This is a genomic window from Stenotrophomonas sp. GD03930, from assembly GCF_029839665.1.
Taxonomy (GTDB): domain Bacteria; phylum Pseudomonadota; class Gammaproteobacteria; order Xanthomonadales; family Xanthomonadaceae; genus Stenotrophomonas; species Stenotrophomonas forensis.
Window position 1 is genome coordinate 1,536,823 of the sequence record NZ_JAOCAV010000001.1, and the last position, 18,403, is coordinate 1,555,225.

The window sequence follows — 18,403 nt, forward strand, 5'->3', positions numbered from 1 at the left end:
TCAGGCAGACTGCACCCGCCACCCCAGCGAAGCGTCTTCCACAACACCCGCGCCGCCTACATCGCCGACCTGCAGCTGCAGGCCCTGCGCGTTGGGCAGATCCTTCTGCTCGGGGAACCAGCGGCGATCGGCCGCCACCACGATCAGCAGGCCCTCGTCGTCGCCCATCGGCGCGAACTGCGGCGACGGCGGGCTGATCGGCTGCAGGCCGAAGCGCTGGCTGGCCTGCTCGCGCACGCTGTCGACATCGTGGCTGGGCAGGCCGACTTCGCTGAGGCAGGTCAGCTCGCCGCCATGGAAAGCCCCTTGGCGCGTGCCGCCTGGCAGGCGGCGGCGTCCGATCAGTTCCAGGATCAGGCCATCGGGACCGGTGAAGTACACCGACTGCGATTGCCAGCTGCTTTCCAGCGCGAAGTAGTCCAGTCCGGCTGGATTGCGTTGCAAGGCGGTGCGCTCGCGCAGCCAGGCCATCGCCTCGCCGAAGCGGTTGTCGGGCACGTTGAAGGCCAGGTGCACGCCGCCGACCGGATGATCAGCGGCGGGCTGCAGTTCGATCGTGCTCCAGCCGACGTGCACGTGGTTGCCGACCACGCGCTGCTGCAGCACGTCGTGGAAGTACGCGGCGACGGTGGCCACGTCGGACACCGGCAGGGTCAGGTGGAGCAGGCGCATGATCGATCCTCCATGGAGCGCATGCGCCGAGTTTAATCCTGCGGGGATTGCGCACGTGTCACCGTAGATGCAACGGTTCGTTATCGTGCGGCTCACGCAGCGCAGCGTCGAAGAACCCCGTCGCTGCATCCACCGTCCGCCGGTGGGTTCCCGCCGTTGACGTCGCAGCGGTGCACAGGTCCGGTAGCCGCTGCACGCCGGCAGCCGTACAGGTGGACAGGAAATCGTAGTGGCCGACATCTGCCAGGCGCAGCAACGTCGCACCCGGAATCAATGCCTGTGCGGCTTCGCCATTGCTCGTCGGAGGGGCAACCTTGTCAGCATCACCCAGCACGATCGACACCGGCAGCTGCAACGAGGACAGCTGCCCGGGCGCGAACGCCTGCACGATCGCGGGTGCCAGCAGGAACACCGCGCGCACGCCGGGAAGGGCGCGCGCGTCGTCAGAGTGGGAGATCCAGGGGGCCAGTGCAGGGGAGGTCGCGGCGGCCAGGCGCGCTTCCATGGTGTGCGTGGCGGCCTCCTGCTGGGGCCGGCAGACGCCGTCATCCGGATGTGCACGGCAGAACGCCAGCAGCCGTTGCAGGTCGGGCCGTGCACCGGCGGCCAGCAGCGCGGTGTAGCCACCGGCCGAGAACCCGACCACCCCCAATCGACTGCGATCGACGTGTGCACCGAGCACCGGATCGGCCTGTACCGCCGCCAGCGCAGCGCGCAGATCATCGGCACGCAACCAGCTCAGCACGCTGCCCGGCAGGGTCATCGGATCGGCACCGTTGTTGCCGGGATGATCGACCGCGATCACCAGATACCCGGCGCGCGCCAGCGCCGTGCCCAGCCAGCCCATCATGCGCGCGCTGCCGCCATTGCCATGCGAGAGCAGCAGGGTGGGCAGGCGCGTGCCCGCAACCGGTGCATCCAGCGCTGCACGTCCGACGTCAAACAGGGGCGCATCGGGCGGGCCGATGGTCAACGCGGTTTCGCGGCTGCCGGCCTGTGCCGGATACCAGACCGTGTAGCGCAGCGCGTCGCGGTGCTGCACATCGCGCACCGCGGCGCTGTCCACCGTCGTGGTGCCGTGGCGCTCGCCGGCCAACCCGGTTTCGTCGGCGGCGGTGACGCTCGCCAGGCCGATCAGGATCATTCCCAGCACAGTGGCCTTCATGCGCATCTTCAACTCCATGTCAGCGAGGGCGTTGGTCCACCGGCAACCAGATTTCCACGCCGCCATTGCCGGTGTGCTCATCGAAGCGGGCGTCGTAGCGTTCCAGGTCCGGCGCATCGGCCAGGCTCAGGCCCGAGTGGGGAAGGTAGTGGTCCAGCAGCCAGAACCAGGTGGAGCGGATGCTGGAGATGTGCCCGCCGTGCCAGGCCACCAGATAGCGACGTGCGGGCACCGTGACCCGTTGCCAATGCGCGGGTACGGTCGATCGCGCGCTGGCCGGCAGTGCCGCGATGTAGTCGAAGCCGCCGTCGTCATCGCTGTTGCAGCACACGCCGAAGCTGATCGGCGCTGGCGTTGGCCATTCGCGGTTGAGCTGCGCCCACTGCCCGGGAATCGCACCGCCACTGTCACGGGTGTGGCGCATGCCGATGCCGGCAACCTGGAAGGCGGGGGTGTCGAGCAGGCGCGGAGCTTCCGTGCAGGCGGCCGGCGCTTCATCCACGCGTATTGCCTGCACCAGTGCCAATCCAGCGATGCCATTCTCGCGCACCCGCTCCGGCGTCTGCCCGAACTGTTCGCAGAAGGCGCGGGTGAACGCGGCATGGGTGGTGTAGCCCGCCGCCAGTGCCACCGGCAGGATGTCACCCGCACCCTCGGCCAGTCGCTGCGCGGCGGCGCTTAGGCGCCGCCCCCGCAGGTAGCGCACCACCGAGGTGCCGGTGCGGGCCTGGAACAGGCGTGACAGGTGGAACGGCGAAAGCCCGGCCGCCGCTGCGATATCGGCCAGTGCCAGCGGTGAATCCGCATGCGTTTCGATGTACCACAATGCCTTGCCTGCCGCGCTCATCCGCCGTTCCCTGAAGCCGATGCCAGGCACAGTAGCGGATCGCGTGGCGCTTCGTTTAGCAGTTCTTGCGCCGCCGGGGCTTTGCCTCTTCCAGCACACCAGCAACAATGTGCGCTTCATGGACGAGATCAGGAGCAGGAAGATGCGAACGACGGCGTGGGATGCCCGGCCAGTGGAGCCCGGCCGATGATCGAGATGATCGAAATGCTGCTCATGCTCTGGGTACTGCCCAGTCTGCTGACCCTGGCGCTGCTGCTGCTGATGTTGTTCGGCGCACCACGGTGGCGCGGCAATCCCTGGGTGTACCGCGCCGGCTTCGCGTTGCTGGGCGCGTGCCTGACACCGACGTTGTTTGCGGCTGGTCACGGTGGATTGCCGTGCGCGACCATCGGCGGGCTGGTGATGATACTGACGCAGCTGCAGTGGATCGGCGATCTGCAGGCCGACGTCATGGGCATCGGGATTCGCAACAGGGGCATCTGGATCATGTCCACCCCCGCCCTGATGGTGTTCGCCGCCCTGATGTTCGTTCCGCTGCGAACGGCGCGGCCGGCCCGTTTCGGCTTTGGCGACGACGGCAACGGCAACGGCAACGGCAACGGCTAGCCCCTGTACGCGGGGATGGGGCGTGGGGCGGTAATGGGGTGTGGCAGGGGCCAACCTGGGTTGGCGCATCAAGCTGTCGTACTCACGTCATGGCTCCTTCACAGATCGCGCCGAGACTGCGCGCCTTGTCCAGCCCTGTTGTGCCTGCGCAGGTGCTGGCCCTGTCGTGTCTTTCCGGAGCCCTGCCGTGCATCGTTCGAAGCTTTCGCGTTCCATCCTCCTTGCCCTTTCCATGGCCAGCGCAGGAGGCGCGATCGCAGCGGAGGCCGATGCGGTCGATGCCTCGGCAGGCAGCCGCGCGGCGCCCACCCAGCTCGATGCGATGCTGGTCACCGGCACCCGCGCCTCCAACCGCACCCAGTTCGAAACGCTGGCGCCGGTGGATGTATTCACCAAGGAAGACATCAAGTCGGTTGAATCCACCGATCTGAAGGACGTGCTGGCCCAGCTGGTGCCGTCGTTCGTGGTGCAGCGCCTGCCGATGGCCGACGGCCAGGTGTTCGTGCGCCCGGCTACCCTGCGTGGCCTGTCGCCGGACCAGACACTGGTGCTGGTCAACGGCCGCCGTTTCCACCGCAGCGCGTTGCTGGGCAACCGCGGTGCGCAGGCGGCCGATCTGGCGCAGATTCCGACCAGCGCGATCAAGCGCATCGAAGTGCTGCGCGATGGTGCCTCGGCGCAGTACGGCTCGGACGCCATCGCCGGCGTCATCAACATCATTCTCGAGGATGGCCCCGGCACCGAGATCACCGCTGGCTATTCGCAGTATGCGCAGGGCGACGGTGCCTCGCGCGACTTCAGTGCGCGCACCGGCTGGTCGCTGGGTGACTACGGCAGCCTGGTGCTGTTCGCCGAATCGTCCAATTCCGATGCAACCTCGCGCACCCGCCAGCGCCCGGATGCCATCGCCTTCCAGGCCGCGCATCCGGACCTGGACGTGCCCAACCCGGTGCAGCGCTGGGGCCAGCCGGACCTTGAAAGCCGCCGTGTCGGCTTCAACGTCAAGGCCAACGCCAGCGACACGCTGGAGCTCTATGCCTTCGGCCTGTACAGCCACAGCGACGGCGTCAGCGATTTCAACTGGCGCAACCCCGATACCACCACCGGCGCCTACCGTACGACCACGATCTTCCCCGGCTGGAACCTGCGCTCGATCTATCCGGTGGGCTTCAGCCCGCAGTACGGCAACGTCCAGAACGACCTGCAGCTGGTGGGTGGCCTGCGTGGCGAGATCACGCCCAAACTGCGTTGGGATGTCAGCGCGTCGTATGGCCGCAACGCCATCGACTACAGCCTGAAGAACTCGATCAATGCCTCGCTCGGTCCGGCCAGCCCGACCGCGTTCGATCTCGGCCGCCTGACCCAGACCGAGAAGAACGCCAACGCCGACTTCAACTACGAGTGGGACGTGGCCGCGCTGGCCAAGCCGATCAACGTCGCCTTCGGTGGCGAGTTCCGCCAGGAGACCTACCAGGTGCGCGCCGGTGATCCAGCGTCGTACGCGGTCGGCCCGGGTGCAGCTGCTGGCCTGGAAGCCAATTCCAACGGCGCGCCGGGCTTCTCGGCCAGTCAGGCCGGACAGTGGAGCCAGCGCAGCAAGGCGGCCTATGTGGATATGGAGGTGCCGCTGGGCGAGCGCTGGAGCATCGGCGCGGCCAGTCGCTATGAAGACTTCTCCAGCTTCGGCAGTACGCTGGACGGCAAGCTCTCGGCGCGCTTTGCGATCACCCCGGACGTGGCCCTGCGCGGTACCGTGTCCACCGGCTTCCGTGCACCGACCCCGGCGCAGCTCAACACCACCAGCACCACGCAGGGCCTGGACACGCGCACGCTGCAGATCTTCACCAGCGGCCGCCTGTCGCCGAATGATCCGCTGGCCCAGTTGCTCGGTGCCAAGCCGTTGAAGCCGGAGGAATCGCGTACCGCCTCGCTGGGCCTGACCTGGCGCACCGACCTGGGCCTGTCCGGCTCGGTGGATGTGTACCAGATCAAGCTCACCGACCGCTTCAGCCAGTCGGCCAGCTTCGCCATTCCGGCCGGCACGCCCAACCCGCTGGGCTACACCTCGGTGAACTACTTCACCAACGACTTCGACACCACCACCACCGGCGTGGACGTGGTCGGCAACTACCTGCGCGACCTCGGCGCGGGCCGCATGACGCTGACCCTGGCCTACAACTACAACCGTACCCGCGTGAACAACGGCAGCACCTCGGTGGCCACCAACGAGACCCAGCGCGTGCTGTTCGAAGACCGCCTGCCCGAGCACAAGGGCAGCCTGACCGGCAGCTGGGACATCGGCGCCTGGTCGCTGATGGCGCGCATGCGCTACTACGGCGCCTGGACCGACTCCAGCGGCAACGCCGTGGGCGACATCTACCAGCGTTTCGGCGCGATGAGCTTCCTTGACCTGGCCGTGGGCTACCGCATCAACGAACACCACAGCCTGCGCGTGGGCGCCGACAATGTGTTCGACCGCTACCCGGATGAGGCCACCTTCCAGGCCAGCCGTGGCCTGGTCTATTCGCGCAACGCGCCGTACGACACCGATGGCGCCAACCTCTACGCACAGTACCGGTTGAGCTTCTGATGGACCGTACCCGTCGTTCCCTGCTGCGTGCCGGCACCTTGCTGCCGGCCGCCGCCGTGCTGCCTTCACTGCCTGCCCAAGCGGCCGCGCGCTACGCTGGGCCGATGGAGATTCCTGCGAAGACCGTGGCACCGGAAGAGCTGGCCCACGATGAAACCTACTGGTCCGCGGTGGCCAGTCACTTCGACATCACCGACGAAGTGAACCACCTGGAGAACGGCTACTGGGGTGCGATGGGGCGCGAGACGCTGGCCAGCTACCAGCGCCACACCGCCGAGGTGAACCGTGGCAATGCGTGGTATGGCCGCCGTGAATTCCCGGCGCAGTACATGGCGGTGCAGCGGCAGGTGGCCGAACTGCTGGGCGTGGGGGCCGACGAGATCGCGCTCACCCGCGGCGCCACCGAGGCGATGCTGGCCCTGATCGGCGGCTACAACCGCCTGCAGCCCGGTGACCAGGTGCTGTACGCCGACATCGACTACGACAGCATGATCGGCGCGATGCGCTGGCTGCAGCAGCGTCGCGGCGCGCAGGTGGAGCGCATCGCACTGCCGGCAGTGCCAGACCACGCGCAGATCCTGCAGGCCTACGAGGCCGCGTTCGCGCGCCTGCCGCGGCTGAGGCTGGTGCTGCTGACCCAGGTCAGCCACCGCCACGGGCTGGTGCTGCCGGTGGCGGAAATCGCCGAGCGTGCGCGGGCGCGCGGCATCGATGTGATCGTCGATGCGGCGCACGGCTTCGGCCAGATCGACTATGCGGTGCCAGACCTGAAAGCCGACTTCGTTGGCATCAACCTGCACAAATGGATCGGTGCACCGGTCGGCGTTGGCGCGATGTACGTGCGCAAGGGCCGCGTGGCGGATCTGGACCCGTACATGGGCGAGACCGACGATGGCCGCGTGGGCAGCCGGGTGCACACCGGCACGGTCAACTTCGCCGCCTACCTGGCACTGCCGGAAGCGATCGCATTGCACCAGCGCATCGGTGCGGCCAACAAGCAGGCGCGCCTGCGCTACCTGCGCGAGCGCTGGACAGAGCCGGCACGGCAGATGGCGCATATCGAAGTGCTGTCCTCGCCGGACCCGGCGCTGGCCAGTGCGCTGGCCAGCTTCCGCCTGCGCGGGCGCACCAGCACGGCCGACAACATCGCGCTGCAGAAGCGCCTGCTGGATGAGCATCGGGTGTTCACCACGCACCGCGACGGCCTCGATTCCGGCGCCTGCGTACGGGTGACGCCGACGGTGTTCACCCGGCCGGAGCAGATGGATGCATTGGTGAAGGCTTTGGCGGCATTGGGGTAGTGCCGGCCGCTGGCCGGCAACCTCATGATCCGTGCACGCCGTTGCCGGCCAGCGGCCGGCACTACCAGGCCTACCGCTCGATTGCCGGCAACGCATCGGACAACAGCAAGCGGTCAATCCGCCGCAGCGCACTTTCCAGTTGCCGGCGGTCCGCCGCCAGCCCCAGTGACAGCCGCACGCCGTTCTGATGCAGCACCCCGGGCGGGCAGAACGCCGATGAGGGCGCAATGGCCAGCCCCTGCAGCTGCGCGGTGCGTACCAAGGTGGCATCGGTCCACGGCGCCGGAACCCGGCACCAGGCATGCAGGCCTTCGGCGCGCTGCAGCAGCGACGGTGCCAGCAGATAGCGCGCCATGCGCATGCGCTCGCGCGCCTCGCTGCGTACCTGCGCCAGCAACGATTGCGCCGAGCCATCCAGCAGCAACTGGCTGGCCAGCGCCGACACCAGCGGATGACCCATCAAGCGGGTCGCCCGCAGCGCGGCCGTCATCGACTCGGCATGCGCCGCATCCGGGCATTGCACGAAGGCCGTGCGCAAGCCTGGGCTGATCACTTTCGACAGCGTGGCCACGTAGAACACGTGGCGTGGGGCCAGGGTTGCCAGCGCTGTCGGCGCGTCCTCGGCGAGGTGCCAGTACGGATCGTCTTCGATCGCCAGCAGGCCTTCGCTTTCCAGTACGCGCGCCAACGCTTCGCGCCGCTGCAGTGGCAGGGTCAGCGCCGTCGGGTTCTGGCAGGTCGGATTGAGATAGACCAGCCGCGCGCCGCTTTCGCGAGCCTGCCGGGCCAGTGCCTCGGGGCACATGCCGTGTTCGTCGCTGTCCACTGGCAGCAGGCGCCGGCCCAGTGCGGCCGCTGCCTGCAGCAACCCCGGGTAGACCAGCGTGTCGCACAGGATCGCATCGCCATCGCGGCTCTGGCTGAGCAGGATCGCCGCCAGCGCGACCTGGGCGCCTTCGGTCAGCAGCAGGCAGGCGTCGTCCACGGTGCCCAGCATCGGCCGCAGCCAGCGCGCCGCCGCATGGCGATCGGTCGGGTTGCCGCCGCCCAGATGGTAGGTCATCAGGTTGGGCGCGTTGCTGCGCGCAAGTACGGCGGCGGCGCCACGGCGCAGCGTCTCGGCCAGTGCATCGGCATCGGGCACCGGCGGCACGTTCATGCTCAGGTCCACCACCTGCTCGAAGCCGGCCTTGGGCGGTGCGATGAAACTGCCCTGCGGACCGCGCGCCTCGATCAGGCCACGCTTGCGTGCTTCATCGAAGGCACGGGTGACCGTGGTCAGGTCGACGCCGAGCTGCAGCGCCAGTGCGCGCTGCGAAGGCAGGCGTTGTCCTGGTGCAAGGCCGCCGCGACGCACCGAGCGTTCCAGTGAGTTGACGATGCGCAGGTAGATCGGCCCGCTGTGCGCGAGCACGTCCTGCACCCACTCGCGCGCTGCGACATCCGGTCGCGGCATGTAGGGAGCATGTCGGGGCGTATCGTTGTTTCCAACGGCGGGAGCCTGTCCATAACCATCGGTCGGTTCGGGCAGGTGACCGCCGTTGTTGTTTACGGCGGTCGCGCCGGCCAGTCTCGGTGAAGTCATTGCGCGTCCTCAGCGCGGGGCGTGCCAGGGGCAGTAACAGCCCACGGCAAGCAGTCCTTTCGGGCGTACGGTTTCGCCGCGCACCAGTTTGTCCAGCAGCGGTTCGACGAAGCTGTTGGCCGAGTTGCAGACCATGCCGATGCTGTACGGGCCGGCATACGCCAGGTGGCCCTGCCGGTCCCAGATCGCCACCGCAGGGCTGGCCGGAATGTGTTCGATGCCGTCGATGGTCGGCAGCTGGATCACCTTGCTGCGCAGCGGCTCGGGCAGTTCGCCCTCGGTACCGGGGCGGCGGATCGCATAGAAGTCGATGCCGGCGCGGCGGTACATGCTGATCAGGTAGCTCAGGTGTGCGCCGGTTTCGCGGTTGCAGACTGCGCAGGCCGGGTCCCAGAAATGCACCACGCGGATGCGGCCGGTATCGCCGGCCAGATTGGCCGGCAGGCGCAGCTGCGAGTCGTCGAAGACGATGGCCTGTTCGGTGAAGGTGGATTGCGCGCCGTAGCCGAAGTACTGCCACAACGCCGCCGCCACGCCGGCCATGAACAGGCAGGCGAGGGCGATCATCGTCGGCAGCAGCCAGCGGCGCGCGCGCGGCGCGGCTGCGCCCATCAGGACGCGTCTCCGCCGAACTTGTGCACGTACTGCTTGCGCATCTCGCGGCAGGAGTCGGCCTGCGCGCGGCGCTGGATCTCGCTACGCGCCGGATCCTCGCTGCGCTGCACGCACTGCTCGATGGCGTGGCGCTCGGCGGCCTGCACATCCACGGTCTGCGGCTGCAGGCAGACCCAGGCCAGCGCGGCCAGCATCAGCACCACAAAGCCACCGCACCCGGCCATCACCAGGTGGAACTTCAGTTTCTCGGCGCGCATCGACGCTCGTCCCTTCATCCATACATTGCATACAAAATATCATCTTGTATGGATGGCGCGCCATGCGCACGGTTCAGACGATGGCGCTGTGCCGCGCTTCGGGGGCTTCGGACAGGATCTCATTCAGCTTGGCCAGCGCCCCGGCCAGCGCGCCCTGGTCGACCGCGCCGCCCAGCGACAGGCGGATCGCGTTGCCCGGTGGCGGTTCCTCCACGCTGAAGGCATCGGAGCTGGCGATGCCCAGGCCTTGTTCCTGCGCGGCCTGGATCAGCCGGTACTGGTCCAGCCGTGGCGGCAGCGGCAACCAGACATGCAGGCCGGCCGGATGGGCGCGGGCACGCGACGGCAGGTACTGCGCGGCAATCGCCTGGCGTTCGCGCAGTTCCTGCTGGAAGCGCTGCACCATGTCCTGGGCCTGGCCGCTGCGGATCCATTGCGAGGCCACGGCCACCATCGACTGGGTCGGCATCAGCGCGATCGCGCGCAGCGCATCCAGCACCGGTTCCATCGGCTCGCCGGCCGGCACCACCAGATAGGCGGTGCGCAGGCCCGGCGCCAGGCACTTGGACAGGGTGGAGATGTAATAGACCGGGCAGCCGGCGTCGCAGTGGGCGGCCAGCGGCGGGGCGGCGTCCCCGGCCAGCAACCAGTAGGGATCGTCTTCGATCACGGTCAGATCGTGGCGCTTTGCCACCGCCAGCAGCGCCTGCCGGCGCTGTGCCGACATCGTCGCCGTGGTCGGGTTCTGGATGGTCGGCACCAGGTACAGCAGGCGCGGGCGGCGCAGCTGGCAGGCTTCTTCCAGCGCGTCCGGCAGCATGCCTTCGGCGTCCAGCGCCACCGGCACCACGCCCCGCTGCAGCACGCGCGCGGCGGCCAGCAGCCCGGGATAGGTCAGCTGTTCGGCGGCGATCAGCTCGCCCGGCTGGGTACGGGCCAGGATCAGTGCACATAGCGCGGTCTGCGCACCGGGGCAGATCACCACCTGGTCGGCCCCCACGGTGCCCAGCATGGGCGCCAGCCACTGCACGGCGGCGGCGCGGTCCTCACGGGTGCCGGCACCGACGTGGTAACTCATCAGCTCGCCCTGGCCCAGCTGCTGGCCCACGTGCTGGAAGCCGGCTTCCATGCCCTGCGCGAACGGGGCGCTGCCCAGCAGCGGGGGGATGTTCATGCTCAGGTCGACCGAGGTGCTGCGGTTGCCGGCCGACAGTGCAATGAAGGTGCCGCCAGCGCCCTGCGCATCGAGCAGGCCGGCCTGGCGAAGTTCGGCAAAGGCGCGGGTGACGGTGGTCAGGTCCACGCCCACCTGTTGGGCCAGGTCGCGCTGCGGCGGCAGGCGGTCGCCGGGGCGCAGCACGCCGTCATCCACCGCCTCGCGCACCTGCTGGGCAATCTGCAGGTACAGCGGTCCGGCGCCCTCGCGGAAGGGGCGAACCCAGGTGCGGTTGGGATGTTTCAGGCGGCGGCCGGCGGCAGGAGGCGTCATCGGTCAGATTTTTCCATACGTGCAGATGCACAAGTCCATACAATCATGTATCTTGTATGGGCTTGATTGGATTGGATCGCCTTTTTGTAGGCGACCTCGTACCCACAGTGTAGCCGCTCCACGCCCGGGCGCTGCGCGCAGGCGAGCCGGTCAAGCGCGCTTCTTCAACAGGGTTGACCTCCAATGAATATCTGCTGGAACCGCATCCGCCTGGCGCTGGTCGCCCTGGCCTGCCTCGGCCTGTCGGGCTGTGACTGGGTGCTGCTGGATTCGAAGGGCATGGTCGGGCTCGCCCAGCGCGACCTGATCCTGATCTGCATCGGCCTGATGCTGATCGTGGTGATACCGGCCATCGTGCTGACCTTTGTGTTCGCCTGGCGATTCCGCGCCGGCAACACCAAGGCGAAATACACGCCGGACTGGTCGCACTCCACCAAGGTGGAGATCGTGGTCTGGGGCGTGCCGCTGGTCATCATCGCGGTGTTGGCGGTGATCGTCTGGCAGTCCACCCACGAACTGGACCCGTACAAGCCGCTGGACGTGGCTGGCGAACCGCTGCACGTGGACGTGATCGCCACCGACTGGAAGTGGGTGTTCGTGTACCCGGACCTGGGCATCGCCACGGTCAACCAGCTCAACTTCCCGGCCAACCGCCCGCTGGCGTTCAACATCACCTCCAACTCGACGATGAACACCTTCTTCATCCCGCAGCTGGGTGGCCAGATCTATGCGATGGCCGGCATGCGCACGCAGCTGCACCTGATCGCCAACGAGCCGGGCCAGTTCCGCGGCATGTCCGGCAACTACAGCGGGCATGGCTTCTCGAACATGAAGTTCATCGCCACCGCCAGCAGCAACGAAGACTTCGAGCGCTGGGTGGCCGAGGTGCGCAGCGCGCCGCAGGCACTGGATTTCAACCAGTTCAAGGCGCTGGCCGCGCCGTCGAAGAATGCACCGGTACAGCACTTCTCCAGTGTCGAGCCGCTGCTGTTCAAGAAGGTCATCGACCAGTTCATCGGCGTGGGTGAGAACACCGCTGCCGCCACCCCGGCGGGCGCTGCCGGTGGTGCCCAGGTTTCCCAGGAGTAACGAACATGTTGGGTAAATTGACGTGGGAGGCCGTGCCGCTGCACGAGCCGATCGTGGTGGTCACATTGGCGGCCATGGTGCTGGGTGGCCTCGCGCTGCTCGGCGCGGTGACGTACTTCAAGCTGTGGGGCCCGCTGTGGCGTGACTGGTTCACCACCGTGGACCACAAGAAGATCGGCATCATGTACGTGGTGGTGGCGCTGGTCATGCTGGTGCGTGGCTTCGCCGATGCGCTGATGATGCGCGCGCAGCTGGCCGCGGCCGGCCCGGGCAGTGACGGCTTCCTGCCACCGGAACACTACGACCAGATCTTCACCGCGCACGGCGTGATCATGATCTTCTTCGTGGCCACCCCGTTCGTGGTCGGCCTGATGAACATCATCGTGCCGCTGCAGATCGGCGCGCGCGACATGGCGTTCCCGTTCCTCAACGCCTTCAGCTTCTGGATCTTCGTGGTCGGCGCCGCGCTGATGATGATCTCGCTGGGTGTTGGCGAATTCGCCATGACCGGCTGGGTCGCCTATCCGCCGCTGTCGGGTATCGAGTTCAGTCCAGGGGTGGGTGTCGACTACTACATCTGGGCGTTGCAGGCCTCCGGTATCGGAACATTGCTGACCGGCGTCAACCTGTTCATCACCATCCTGCGCATGCGTGCGCCGGGCATGACCCTGATGAAGATGCCGGTGTTCACCTGGACGGTACTGGTCACCAGCGTGATCATCATCGCCGCCTTCCCGATCCTCACCGTGGCGCTGGGCGCGCTCACCCTGGACCGCTACCTGGACTTCAACTTCTACACCAACACGTTGGGTGGCAACCCGATGATGTACGTGAACCTGGTGTGGGCCTGGGGCCATCCGGAGGTGTACATCCTGGTGCTGCCGGCGTTCGGCATCTTCTCTGAAGTCACCGCCACGTTCGCGCGCAAGAAGCTGTTCGGCTACAAGTCGATGGTGGGCGCCACGCTGGCGATCGGCATCCTGTCGTTCATCGTCTGGCTGCACCACTTCTTCACCATGGGCTCCGGTGCCAGCGTCAATGCCTTCTTCGGCATCATGACGATGATCATCGCCATTCCCACCGGCGTGAAGATCTTCACCTGGTTGTTCACCATGTACGGCGGCCGCGTCGAGTTCAGCGTGCCGATGCTGTGGACCATCGCGTTCCTGGTCACCTTCACCATCGGTGGCATGACCGGCGTGCTGCTGGCCATCCCGGGCGCGGACTTCCTGCTGCACAACAGCCTGTTCCTGGTCGCACACTTCCACAACACCATCATCGGCGGCGCGTTGTTCGGCTACCTGGCCGGCTTTGCCTACTGGTTCCCGAAGGTGTTCGGCTTCACCCTCAACGAGCGCCTGGGCAAGTGGTCCTTCGCCTGCTGGGTGATCGGCTTCTACCTGGCCTTCATGCCGCTGTACATGCTCGGCTTCATGGGCATGACCCGGCGCATGAACCAGTACGACAACCCGGCGTGGACGCCGTACCTGATCGCCGCCTTCATCGGTGCACTGTTCGTGTTCGCCGGCATCATCCTGATGCTGGTGCAGATCTACGTGAGCGTGCGCGACCGCAAGCGCAACCTGGACCTGACCGGCGACCCGTGGAATGCACGCACGCTGGAATGGGCCACGCCGTCGCCGCCGCCGTTCTACAACTTCGCCGTGGTGCCCAAGGCCGATGAGCTGGACGCCTTCCACGAAGCGAAGAAGCGTGGCCTGCCACCGCCGCCGAAGAAGTACGCGCCGATCCACATGCCGAAGAACACCGGCGTGCCGCTGATCCTCAACATCTGGATCCTGGTGCTGTGCTTCGCGTTGGTCTGGCACATCTGGTGGATGGCCGCCGCCAGCTTCATCGCCATGATCGTGACCCTGATCGTGCGCTCCTACGACGAGGACGTGGACTACTACGTCAGTTCCGAAGAGGTGGCGCGCACCGAAGCGGCCAACCTGGCCAAGCTGAAGGAGGTACGCGCATGAACCTGTTGACCCGCCCGGAGCTGGCCAGCGATACGCCGGCGCACGAGGACCACCACGCACACGACCACAGCCATGAGCAGGGCGGCATGAAGGTGTTCGGCATGTGGGTCTACCTCATGTCCGACCTGGTGCTGTTCGGTTCGCTGTTCGCCTCGTACGCGGTGCTCAGCACCGCCTACGCAGGCGGCCCCACCGGCAAGGACCTGTTCTCGCTGCCGTTCGTGATGGCCGAAACCTTCCTGCTGCTGGTCTCCAGCATCACCTACGGCCAGGCCGTGCTGGCAATGCACCGCCATGACGCTTCGGCAGTGCTGCGCTGGCTGGGCGTGACCTTCGTGCTCGGCGCCTCGTTCATCGGCATGGAGTTCTACGAGTTCTCGCACCTGATCCACGAAGGCGCGGGCCCCAGCACCAGTGCCTACCTGTCAGCGTTCTTCGCGCTTGTGGCCACCCACGGCCTGCACGTGGCCAGTGGCCTGATCTGGATGGCAGTGGTGATGCACCAGGTCTACCGCCGTGGCCTGACCCCGACCAACATCACCCGCGTTTCGTGCCTGAGCCTGTTCTGGCACTTCCTGGACCTGGTGTGGATCTGCGTCTTCACCTTCGTCTACCTGATCGGAGCCTTCTGACATGGCCCACGTCGAAACCTCGCGCGCCGGCAATGCGCACGGCTCCACCACGTCCTACCTGATCGGCTTCGTGCTGTGCGCGCTGCTCACCGTGGTGCCGTTCGCACTGGTGATGAACCCGGTGCTGTCGCGGCCGCTCACGCTGTTCCTGCTGGTCGGCTTCGCGGTGGCGCAGATCCTGGTGCAGCTGGTCTTTTTCCTGCACATGGACCGCAAGTCCGAAGGTGGCTGGAACCTGGCCAGCTTCGTGTTCACCCTGGTGATCCTGTTCATCGTCGTCGCACTGTCGGTCTGGATCATCTGGAGCATGCACTACCACATGATGATCAACTGAGCCTGCGCACCGTGAAAGGCATTGCGTTCCCCCATCGTGGCCTGCGCCTGGCCGCAGGCCTGCTGCTCGGACTGCTGGCCGGCTGCAGTGCGCAGTCGCGCATGGACTTCTATTCCAAGGACATCGCCTGCGAAGAACTCGGCCAGCACTGGTCGATGCCCGACAGCCACGGCACCGTGCGTGGCCCGGCGGATCTGCAGGGGCAGGTGACCTACCTGTTCTTCGGCTTCACCAGCTGCCCGGACGTGTGCCCGACCACGATGGTCGAGTTGAGCCAGGTCAAGCACCTGATGGGCAAGGACGCCGACCAGCTGCAGGTGGTGTTCGTCAGCGTCGATCCGGCCCGCGACACGCCCGAGGTCGCCCGCACCTACGTGGAAGCGTTCGACCGGAAGGCGGTGGCGCTGGTCGGCAACGAGGCACAGTTGGCCGCCATGGCCAGCGACTTCAAGGCGTTCTATGAAAAGGAACCCGGCCCGATCCCACAGACCTACACCATGAGCCACATTGCCGGTGGCTACGTGTTCGATCGCCAGGGTCGGCTGCGGCTGTTCGCCCCCTACGGCATGCCGGTGGACAAGCTGTTCTCCGACGTGCAGCGCCTGCTGCTCGAGCCCGCGCACCCGGCGGCCGGCAACGGTCCGCTGGCCAGCTGCAGCCTCACCCACAACGGCACACTCGCCGCCCGCTGACGCTGGTGGGTGCCAACCTTGGTTGGCACACCCCTGATCCCCCGGCCGGCCAGGAGAGCCAACCGGCCGGGGGCACCACTCAACGCCTTACTTGGTTTCTTCCCACTGCACCACGTCCGGCTCGGTGGCGCGGATGCCGGCGGTGGACAGCAGCTTGGTGGTCGCATCCAGCGCCGCGTTCACCGACGGGTACTCCACGATGGCCTGGCCCGACGCCTTCGACACCTTCACCACGCTGCCGCCGGTGGCGCTTGCTGCGCGCTGGGCAGCGGCTGCATCGGTGAAGAACACCTTGACCCGCGACGTCGCCACCACCGGCGCTCCGTCGTGGGATACCGCCGCGGCGAACTTGCCGGCGCCGGCATCAGCAGGCGCGGCCGCTGCGCCGTCCAGCGAACGCTTGGTACGCGTGCTGGTGGCTGCCGCCTGCGAGGTGATCGTGAACCGACCGCCGCTGACCTGCTTCACCGTGGTCGTGGGAGACAGCTGGAAACGCGTGCCACCCACATCGAACGAGCGGCCGGTAGCGGACGCCTTCAGTTCCTGCGCATCCACGGTTGAGGGGGTCCTGGCCGGAGGTGTCTGCCCCGAGCTCTGTGCCCAGGCAGGGGAGGTCATCGCCGCGAAGGCGAGCGTGCTCAACAGAATGGTCTTTTTCATCATCAGTGCCCCAGAACGCGGATCTTGAAGGATTCGAGGTTGCCACGCGATGCAGCAGTCGCGGCCTGCCCCATGTCGGTCACTTCCAGCGTCCAGGTGCCGGTGGCATTCTCATCCAGGAAGGCATTGCTGGACAGCAGGTCCCAGCTGGTGAAATTGCTCTGCGCGTTCCCCGTGCCCGAACCGATCGCGGTGAACGCCGGTTGCACCACGCTGCGGGTGCCGCTGGGCGAAACCAGCACGAACTGCAGCTGGCGCGTATTGCGGTGGTTTACCCGGAAGCCGAGCTGCACGCTTTCGATGTTGCGCGCGCCGTTGGCCAGCTGGAAGGTCAGGCGTGCCGCGGCAGCCGAGGTGTTGCCGATGGTCACGGTGCGCGTGGTGGTGCGCCAGCCGCTGTCGACCAGCGGTCCCAGCGACTGGAAGTTCTCGGCGACCTCTACTGCACGCGCAGCATTGACCACGCCGAAGCCATACCAGTTGCTGTAGGCACGGTTGGCAGCGTTCACCGTCCAGCCCGGCACCAGCGTGCGCCCGTCGGCCAGTGTCACCGCCGGCTGGTTCGGGTGGTTGCGGGTGGCGGTGGTGGCCAGGATGTACTTCACATCGCGATAGGACAGGTTCGGATTGGCTTCCAGCACCAGCGCAGCCACGCCCGATACCATCGGTGCCGACGCTGACGTGCCGTTCATCTTGGCGGTGTAGTTGCAGGTGCTGTCGATGGCCGACTGGTTGCTGTCCAGCGTGTTCTCGCGGTTGGTGTTCTTGTTGCTGCCCTGCGCGCACCCGGTCACGTCGGTGGTGACGATGGCCGGGTCGTACGCGCGTGCCACCAGGCCCGGTGCGTACTGGGCCTGCAGGCCGTACTCACCGCCAAAGGCCGAGACCCACAGGGCCGAGCCGGTGGAGGAGTACGACGAGCGCACGCCATCGGCGCGCACGGCGGCAACGGTGATCACGTTGAACAGGTTGTTGCGCGGATCGCGGCCAGCCGGCACGCAGCCGGTGTTGCGGTTCTTGGTGTCATTGGTGCAGACATCGAAGGTGTTGCCGAGGTTGTCCTGCCAGTACCCGTTGTTGAAGTTGTTGCCGGCCGACTTCACGTAGATGCCGCCGCGGCCACCGCGCGTACCCGACAGCGCCTGCTCATACGAACGTATCGTGTTCTCGCTGTACGCCAACGGCAGGTTCGGATTGCCCGGGCCGGCGCCCCAGCTGTTGTTGAACACCTGCACGTCGGCCGATTCCGCGCCATCCCACCAGGCGTACTCGATGTTGCTCTGCTGGTTGCCCTGGGCGGAGCGCGAAATGGGGTTGAAGCCCTTCAGCGTTGCCGCCGGAGCCACACCACGCACGCCCAGGTTGTTGGCGCCCACCGCGCCGGCGATGCCGCCGACCATGGTGCCGTGGTTGTCGGCGTCCGGATTGGACGGGGTGGGATTGTTCGAACCATTGGCGAAGTTCTTGCCGGCCACGGCCGCCACGTTGGCGGCCAGGTCCGGATGCGCGATCTGCAGGCCGTCATCGACGATGGCGATGGTGACACCCTGGCCACGGATGCCGTTGCGGTACAGGCCATCCACGTTCAGATCGTTGCCGGCTACCGGCAGCGTGTCGGCCGGTACCGTCTGCCCGGTATTGCGCAGGTGCCACTGGATGCCCGCCAGCGGATCGGCCTGCTGGGCCTGTGCGGTGACGGCCAGGCTGCCCAGCACCAGGGCAGTGGCAAGGGCCAGCCGCGCGGAGCGCGGTGGCGCGGAGCGTTGCGTGTGTCGCTTCATACACGAATCCTTCTGTTGTGAATCGGCATGGCAGGACGGCGGGGCGGAACTGCCCCATCGCAACGAGCCAAACGCGAGACAACGAAGAACCCCCTACCTCTTCACA

17 protein-coding genes are annotated in these 18,403 nt (G+C 67.0%); 8 read left to right on the forward strand and 9 right to left on the reverse strand.

What is annotated here, in order from left to right:
- Genes N5C18_RS06835 through N5C18_RS06845 form a run of 3 tightly spaced genes read right to left on the reverse strand, consistent with a single transcriptional unit; the run spans position 1 to position 2,684 of the window.
- On the reverse strand, positions 1-672 hold the full coding sequence (locus N5C18_RS06835) for a VOC family protein (protein ID WP_279944126.1): 672 nt from the start codon (positions 670-672) through the stop codon (positions 1-3).
- Positions 673-730: 58 nt separating this feature from the next.
- A complete protein-coding gene (locus N5C18_RS06840) occupies positions 731-1,843 on the reverse strand; it encodes an alpha/beta fold hydrolase (protein ID WP_279944127.1) in 1,113 nt (370 codons plus the stop codon).
- A 13-nt stretch (positions 1,844-1,856) separates the two neighbouring features.
- Positions 1,857-2,684 carry an AraC family transcriptional regulator gene (locus N5C18_RS06845; protein WP_053451052.1) on the reverse strand — a complete coding sequence of 276 codons (828 nt, stop codon included), beginning with the start codon at positions 2,682-2,684 and terminating at the stop codon, positions 1,857-1,859.
- A gap of 186 nt (positions 2,685-2,870) precedes the next feature.
- Here N5C18_RS06845 and N5C18_RS06850 point away from each other — a divergent pair, with 186 nt between their 5' ends.
- The 3 genes from N5C18_RS06850 (at position 2,871) to N5C18_RS06860 (ending at position 7,181) form a co-directional block, all read left to right on the forward strand.
- On the forward strand, positions 2,871-3,290 hold the full coding sequence (locus tag N5C18_RS06850; RefSeq protein ID WP_279944128.1) for a hypothetical protein: 420 nt from the start codon (positions 2,871-2,873) through the stop codon (positions 3,288-3,290).
- Positions 3,291-3,477: 187 nt separating this feature from the next.
- Complete coding sequence (locus N5C18_RS06855; protein ID WP_279944129.1) at positions 3,478-5,880, forward strand: TonB-dependent receptor; 2,403 nt, start codon at positions 3,478-3,480, stop codon at positions 5,878-5,880.
- Entirely contained in the window at positions 5,880-7,181 is a 1,302-nt protein-coding gene (locus N5C18_RS06860; protein ID WP_279944130.1) for an aminotransferase class V-fold PLP-dependent enzyme, read from the forward strand. Before N5C18_RS06855 ends, N5C18_RS06860 begins: the two co-directional genes overlap by 1 nt.
- Before the next feature lie 70 nt (positions 7,182-7,251).
- On the opposite strand, the gene N5C18_RS06865 is transcribed toward N5C18_RS06860, so the two are convergent.
- The 4 genes from N5C18_RS06865 to N5C18_RS06880 are packed head-to-tail and all read right to left on the reverse strand — an operon-like array spanning position 7,252 to position 11,127.
- Positions 7,252-8,766 (reverse strand): PLP-dependent aminotransferase family protein, encoded by a 1,515-nt coding sequence (locus tag N5C18_RS06865; protein WP_279944131.1) that lies wholly within the window; start codon positions 8,764-8,766, stop codon positions 7,252-7,254.
- A 9-nt stretch (positions 8,767-8,775) separates the two neighbouring features.
- Positions 8,776-9,378, reverse strand: coding sequence for a DUF6436 domain-containing protein (locus N5C18_RS06870; protein ID WP_053451047.1), 603 nt, complete (start codon positions 9,376-9,378; stop codon positions 8,776-8,778).
- Positions 9,378-9,656, reverse strand: a complete 279-nt coding sequence (locus N5C18_RS06875; RefSeq protein WP_232281358.1) for a hypothetical protein — start codon at positions 9,654-9,656, stop codon at positions 9,378-9,380. The genes N5C18_RS06870 and N5C18_RS06875 overlap by 1 nt, the downstream gene beginning before the upstream one ends.
- A 55-nt stretch (positions 9,657-9,711) precedes the next feature.
- Positions 9,712-11,127, reverse strand: a complete 1,416-nt coding sequence (locus N5C18_RS06880) for a PLP-dependent aminotransferase family protein (RefSeq protein ID WP_279944132.1) — start codon at positions 11,125-11,127, stop codon at positions 9,712-9,714.
- A 183-nt stretch (positions 11,128-11,310) separates the two neighbouring features.
- Here N5C18_RS06880 and cyoA point away from each other — a divergent pair, with 183 nt between their 5' ends.
- From cyoA to N5C18_RS06905, 5 genes are read left to right on the forward strand one after another with little or no spacing between them, the layout of a single operon-like run.
- Positions 11,311-12,216 carry a ubiquinol oxidase subunit II gene (gene cyoA / locus N5C18_RS06885; protein ID WP_279944133.1) on the forward strand — a complete coding sequence of 302 codons (906 nt, stop codon included), beginning with the start codon at positions 11,311-11,313 and terminating at the stop codon, positions 12,214-12,216.
- Between the two features lie 5 nt (positions 12,217-12,221).
- Positions 12,222-14,198, forward strand: a complete 1,977-nt coding sequence (gene cyoB, locus N5C18_RS06890; protein WP_006474876.1) for a cytochrome o ubiquinol oxidase subunit I — start codon at positions 12,222-12,224, stop codon at positions 14,196-14,198.
- The gene (gene cyoC, locus N5C18_RS06895; RefSeq protein WP_279944134.1) at positions 14,195-14,830 is read left to right on the forward strand and encodes a cytochrome o ubiquinol oxidase subunit III; all 636 of its coding nucleotides are present in this window, start codon (positions 14,195-14,197) and stop codon (positions 14,828-14,830) included. Before cyoB ends, cyoC begins: the two co-directional genes overlap by 4 nt.
- Position 14,831: 1 nt before the next feature.
- Complete coding sequence (gene cyoD, locus N5C18_RS06900) at positions 14,832-15,164, forward strand: cytochrome o ubiquinol oxidase subunit IV (RefSeq protein ID WP_053510762.1); 333 nt, start codon at positions 14,832-14,834, stop codon at positions 15,162-15,164.
- Between the two features lie 11 nt (positions 15,165-15,175).
- Positions 15,176-15,856, forward strand: coding sequence for an SCO family protein (locus tag N5C18_RS06905; RefSeq protein WP_279944135.1), 681 nt, complete (start codon positions 15,176-15,178; stop codon positions 15,854-15,856).
- A gap of 87 nt (positions 15,857-15,943) precedes the next feature.
- Here N5C18_RS06905 and N5C18_RS06910 read toward each other — a convergent pair whose 3' ends face one another.
- Both N5C18_RS06910 and N5C18_RS06915 read right to left on the reverse strand, forming a co-directional pair.
- Entirely contained in the window at positions 15,944-16,519 is a 576-nt protein-coding gene (locus tag N5C18_RS06910) for a hypothetical protein (protein ID WP_053451042.1), read from the reverse strand.
- Positions 16,519-18,297 carry a S8 family serine peptidase gene (locus N5C18_RS06915; protein ID WP_279944137.1) on the reverse strand — a complete coding sequence of 593 codons (1,779 nt, stop codon included), beginning with the start codon at positions 18,295-18,297 and terminating at the stop codon, positions 16,519-16,521. Before N5C18_RS06915 ends, N5C18_RS06910 begins: the two co-directional genes overlap by 1 nt.
- Positions 18,298-18,403: the final 106 nt, after the last annotated feature.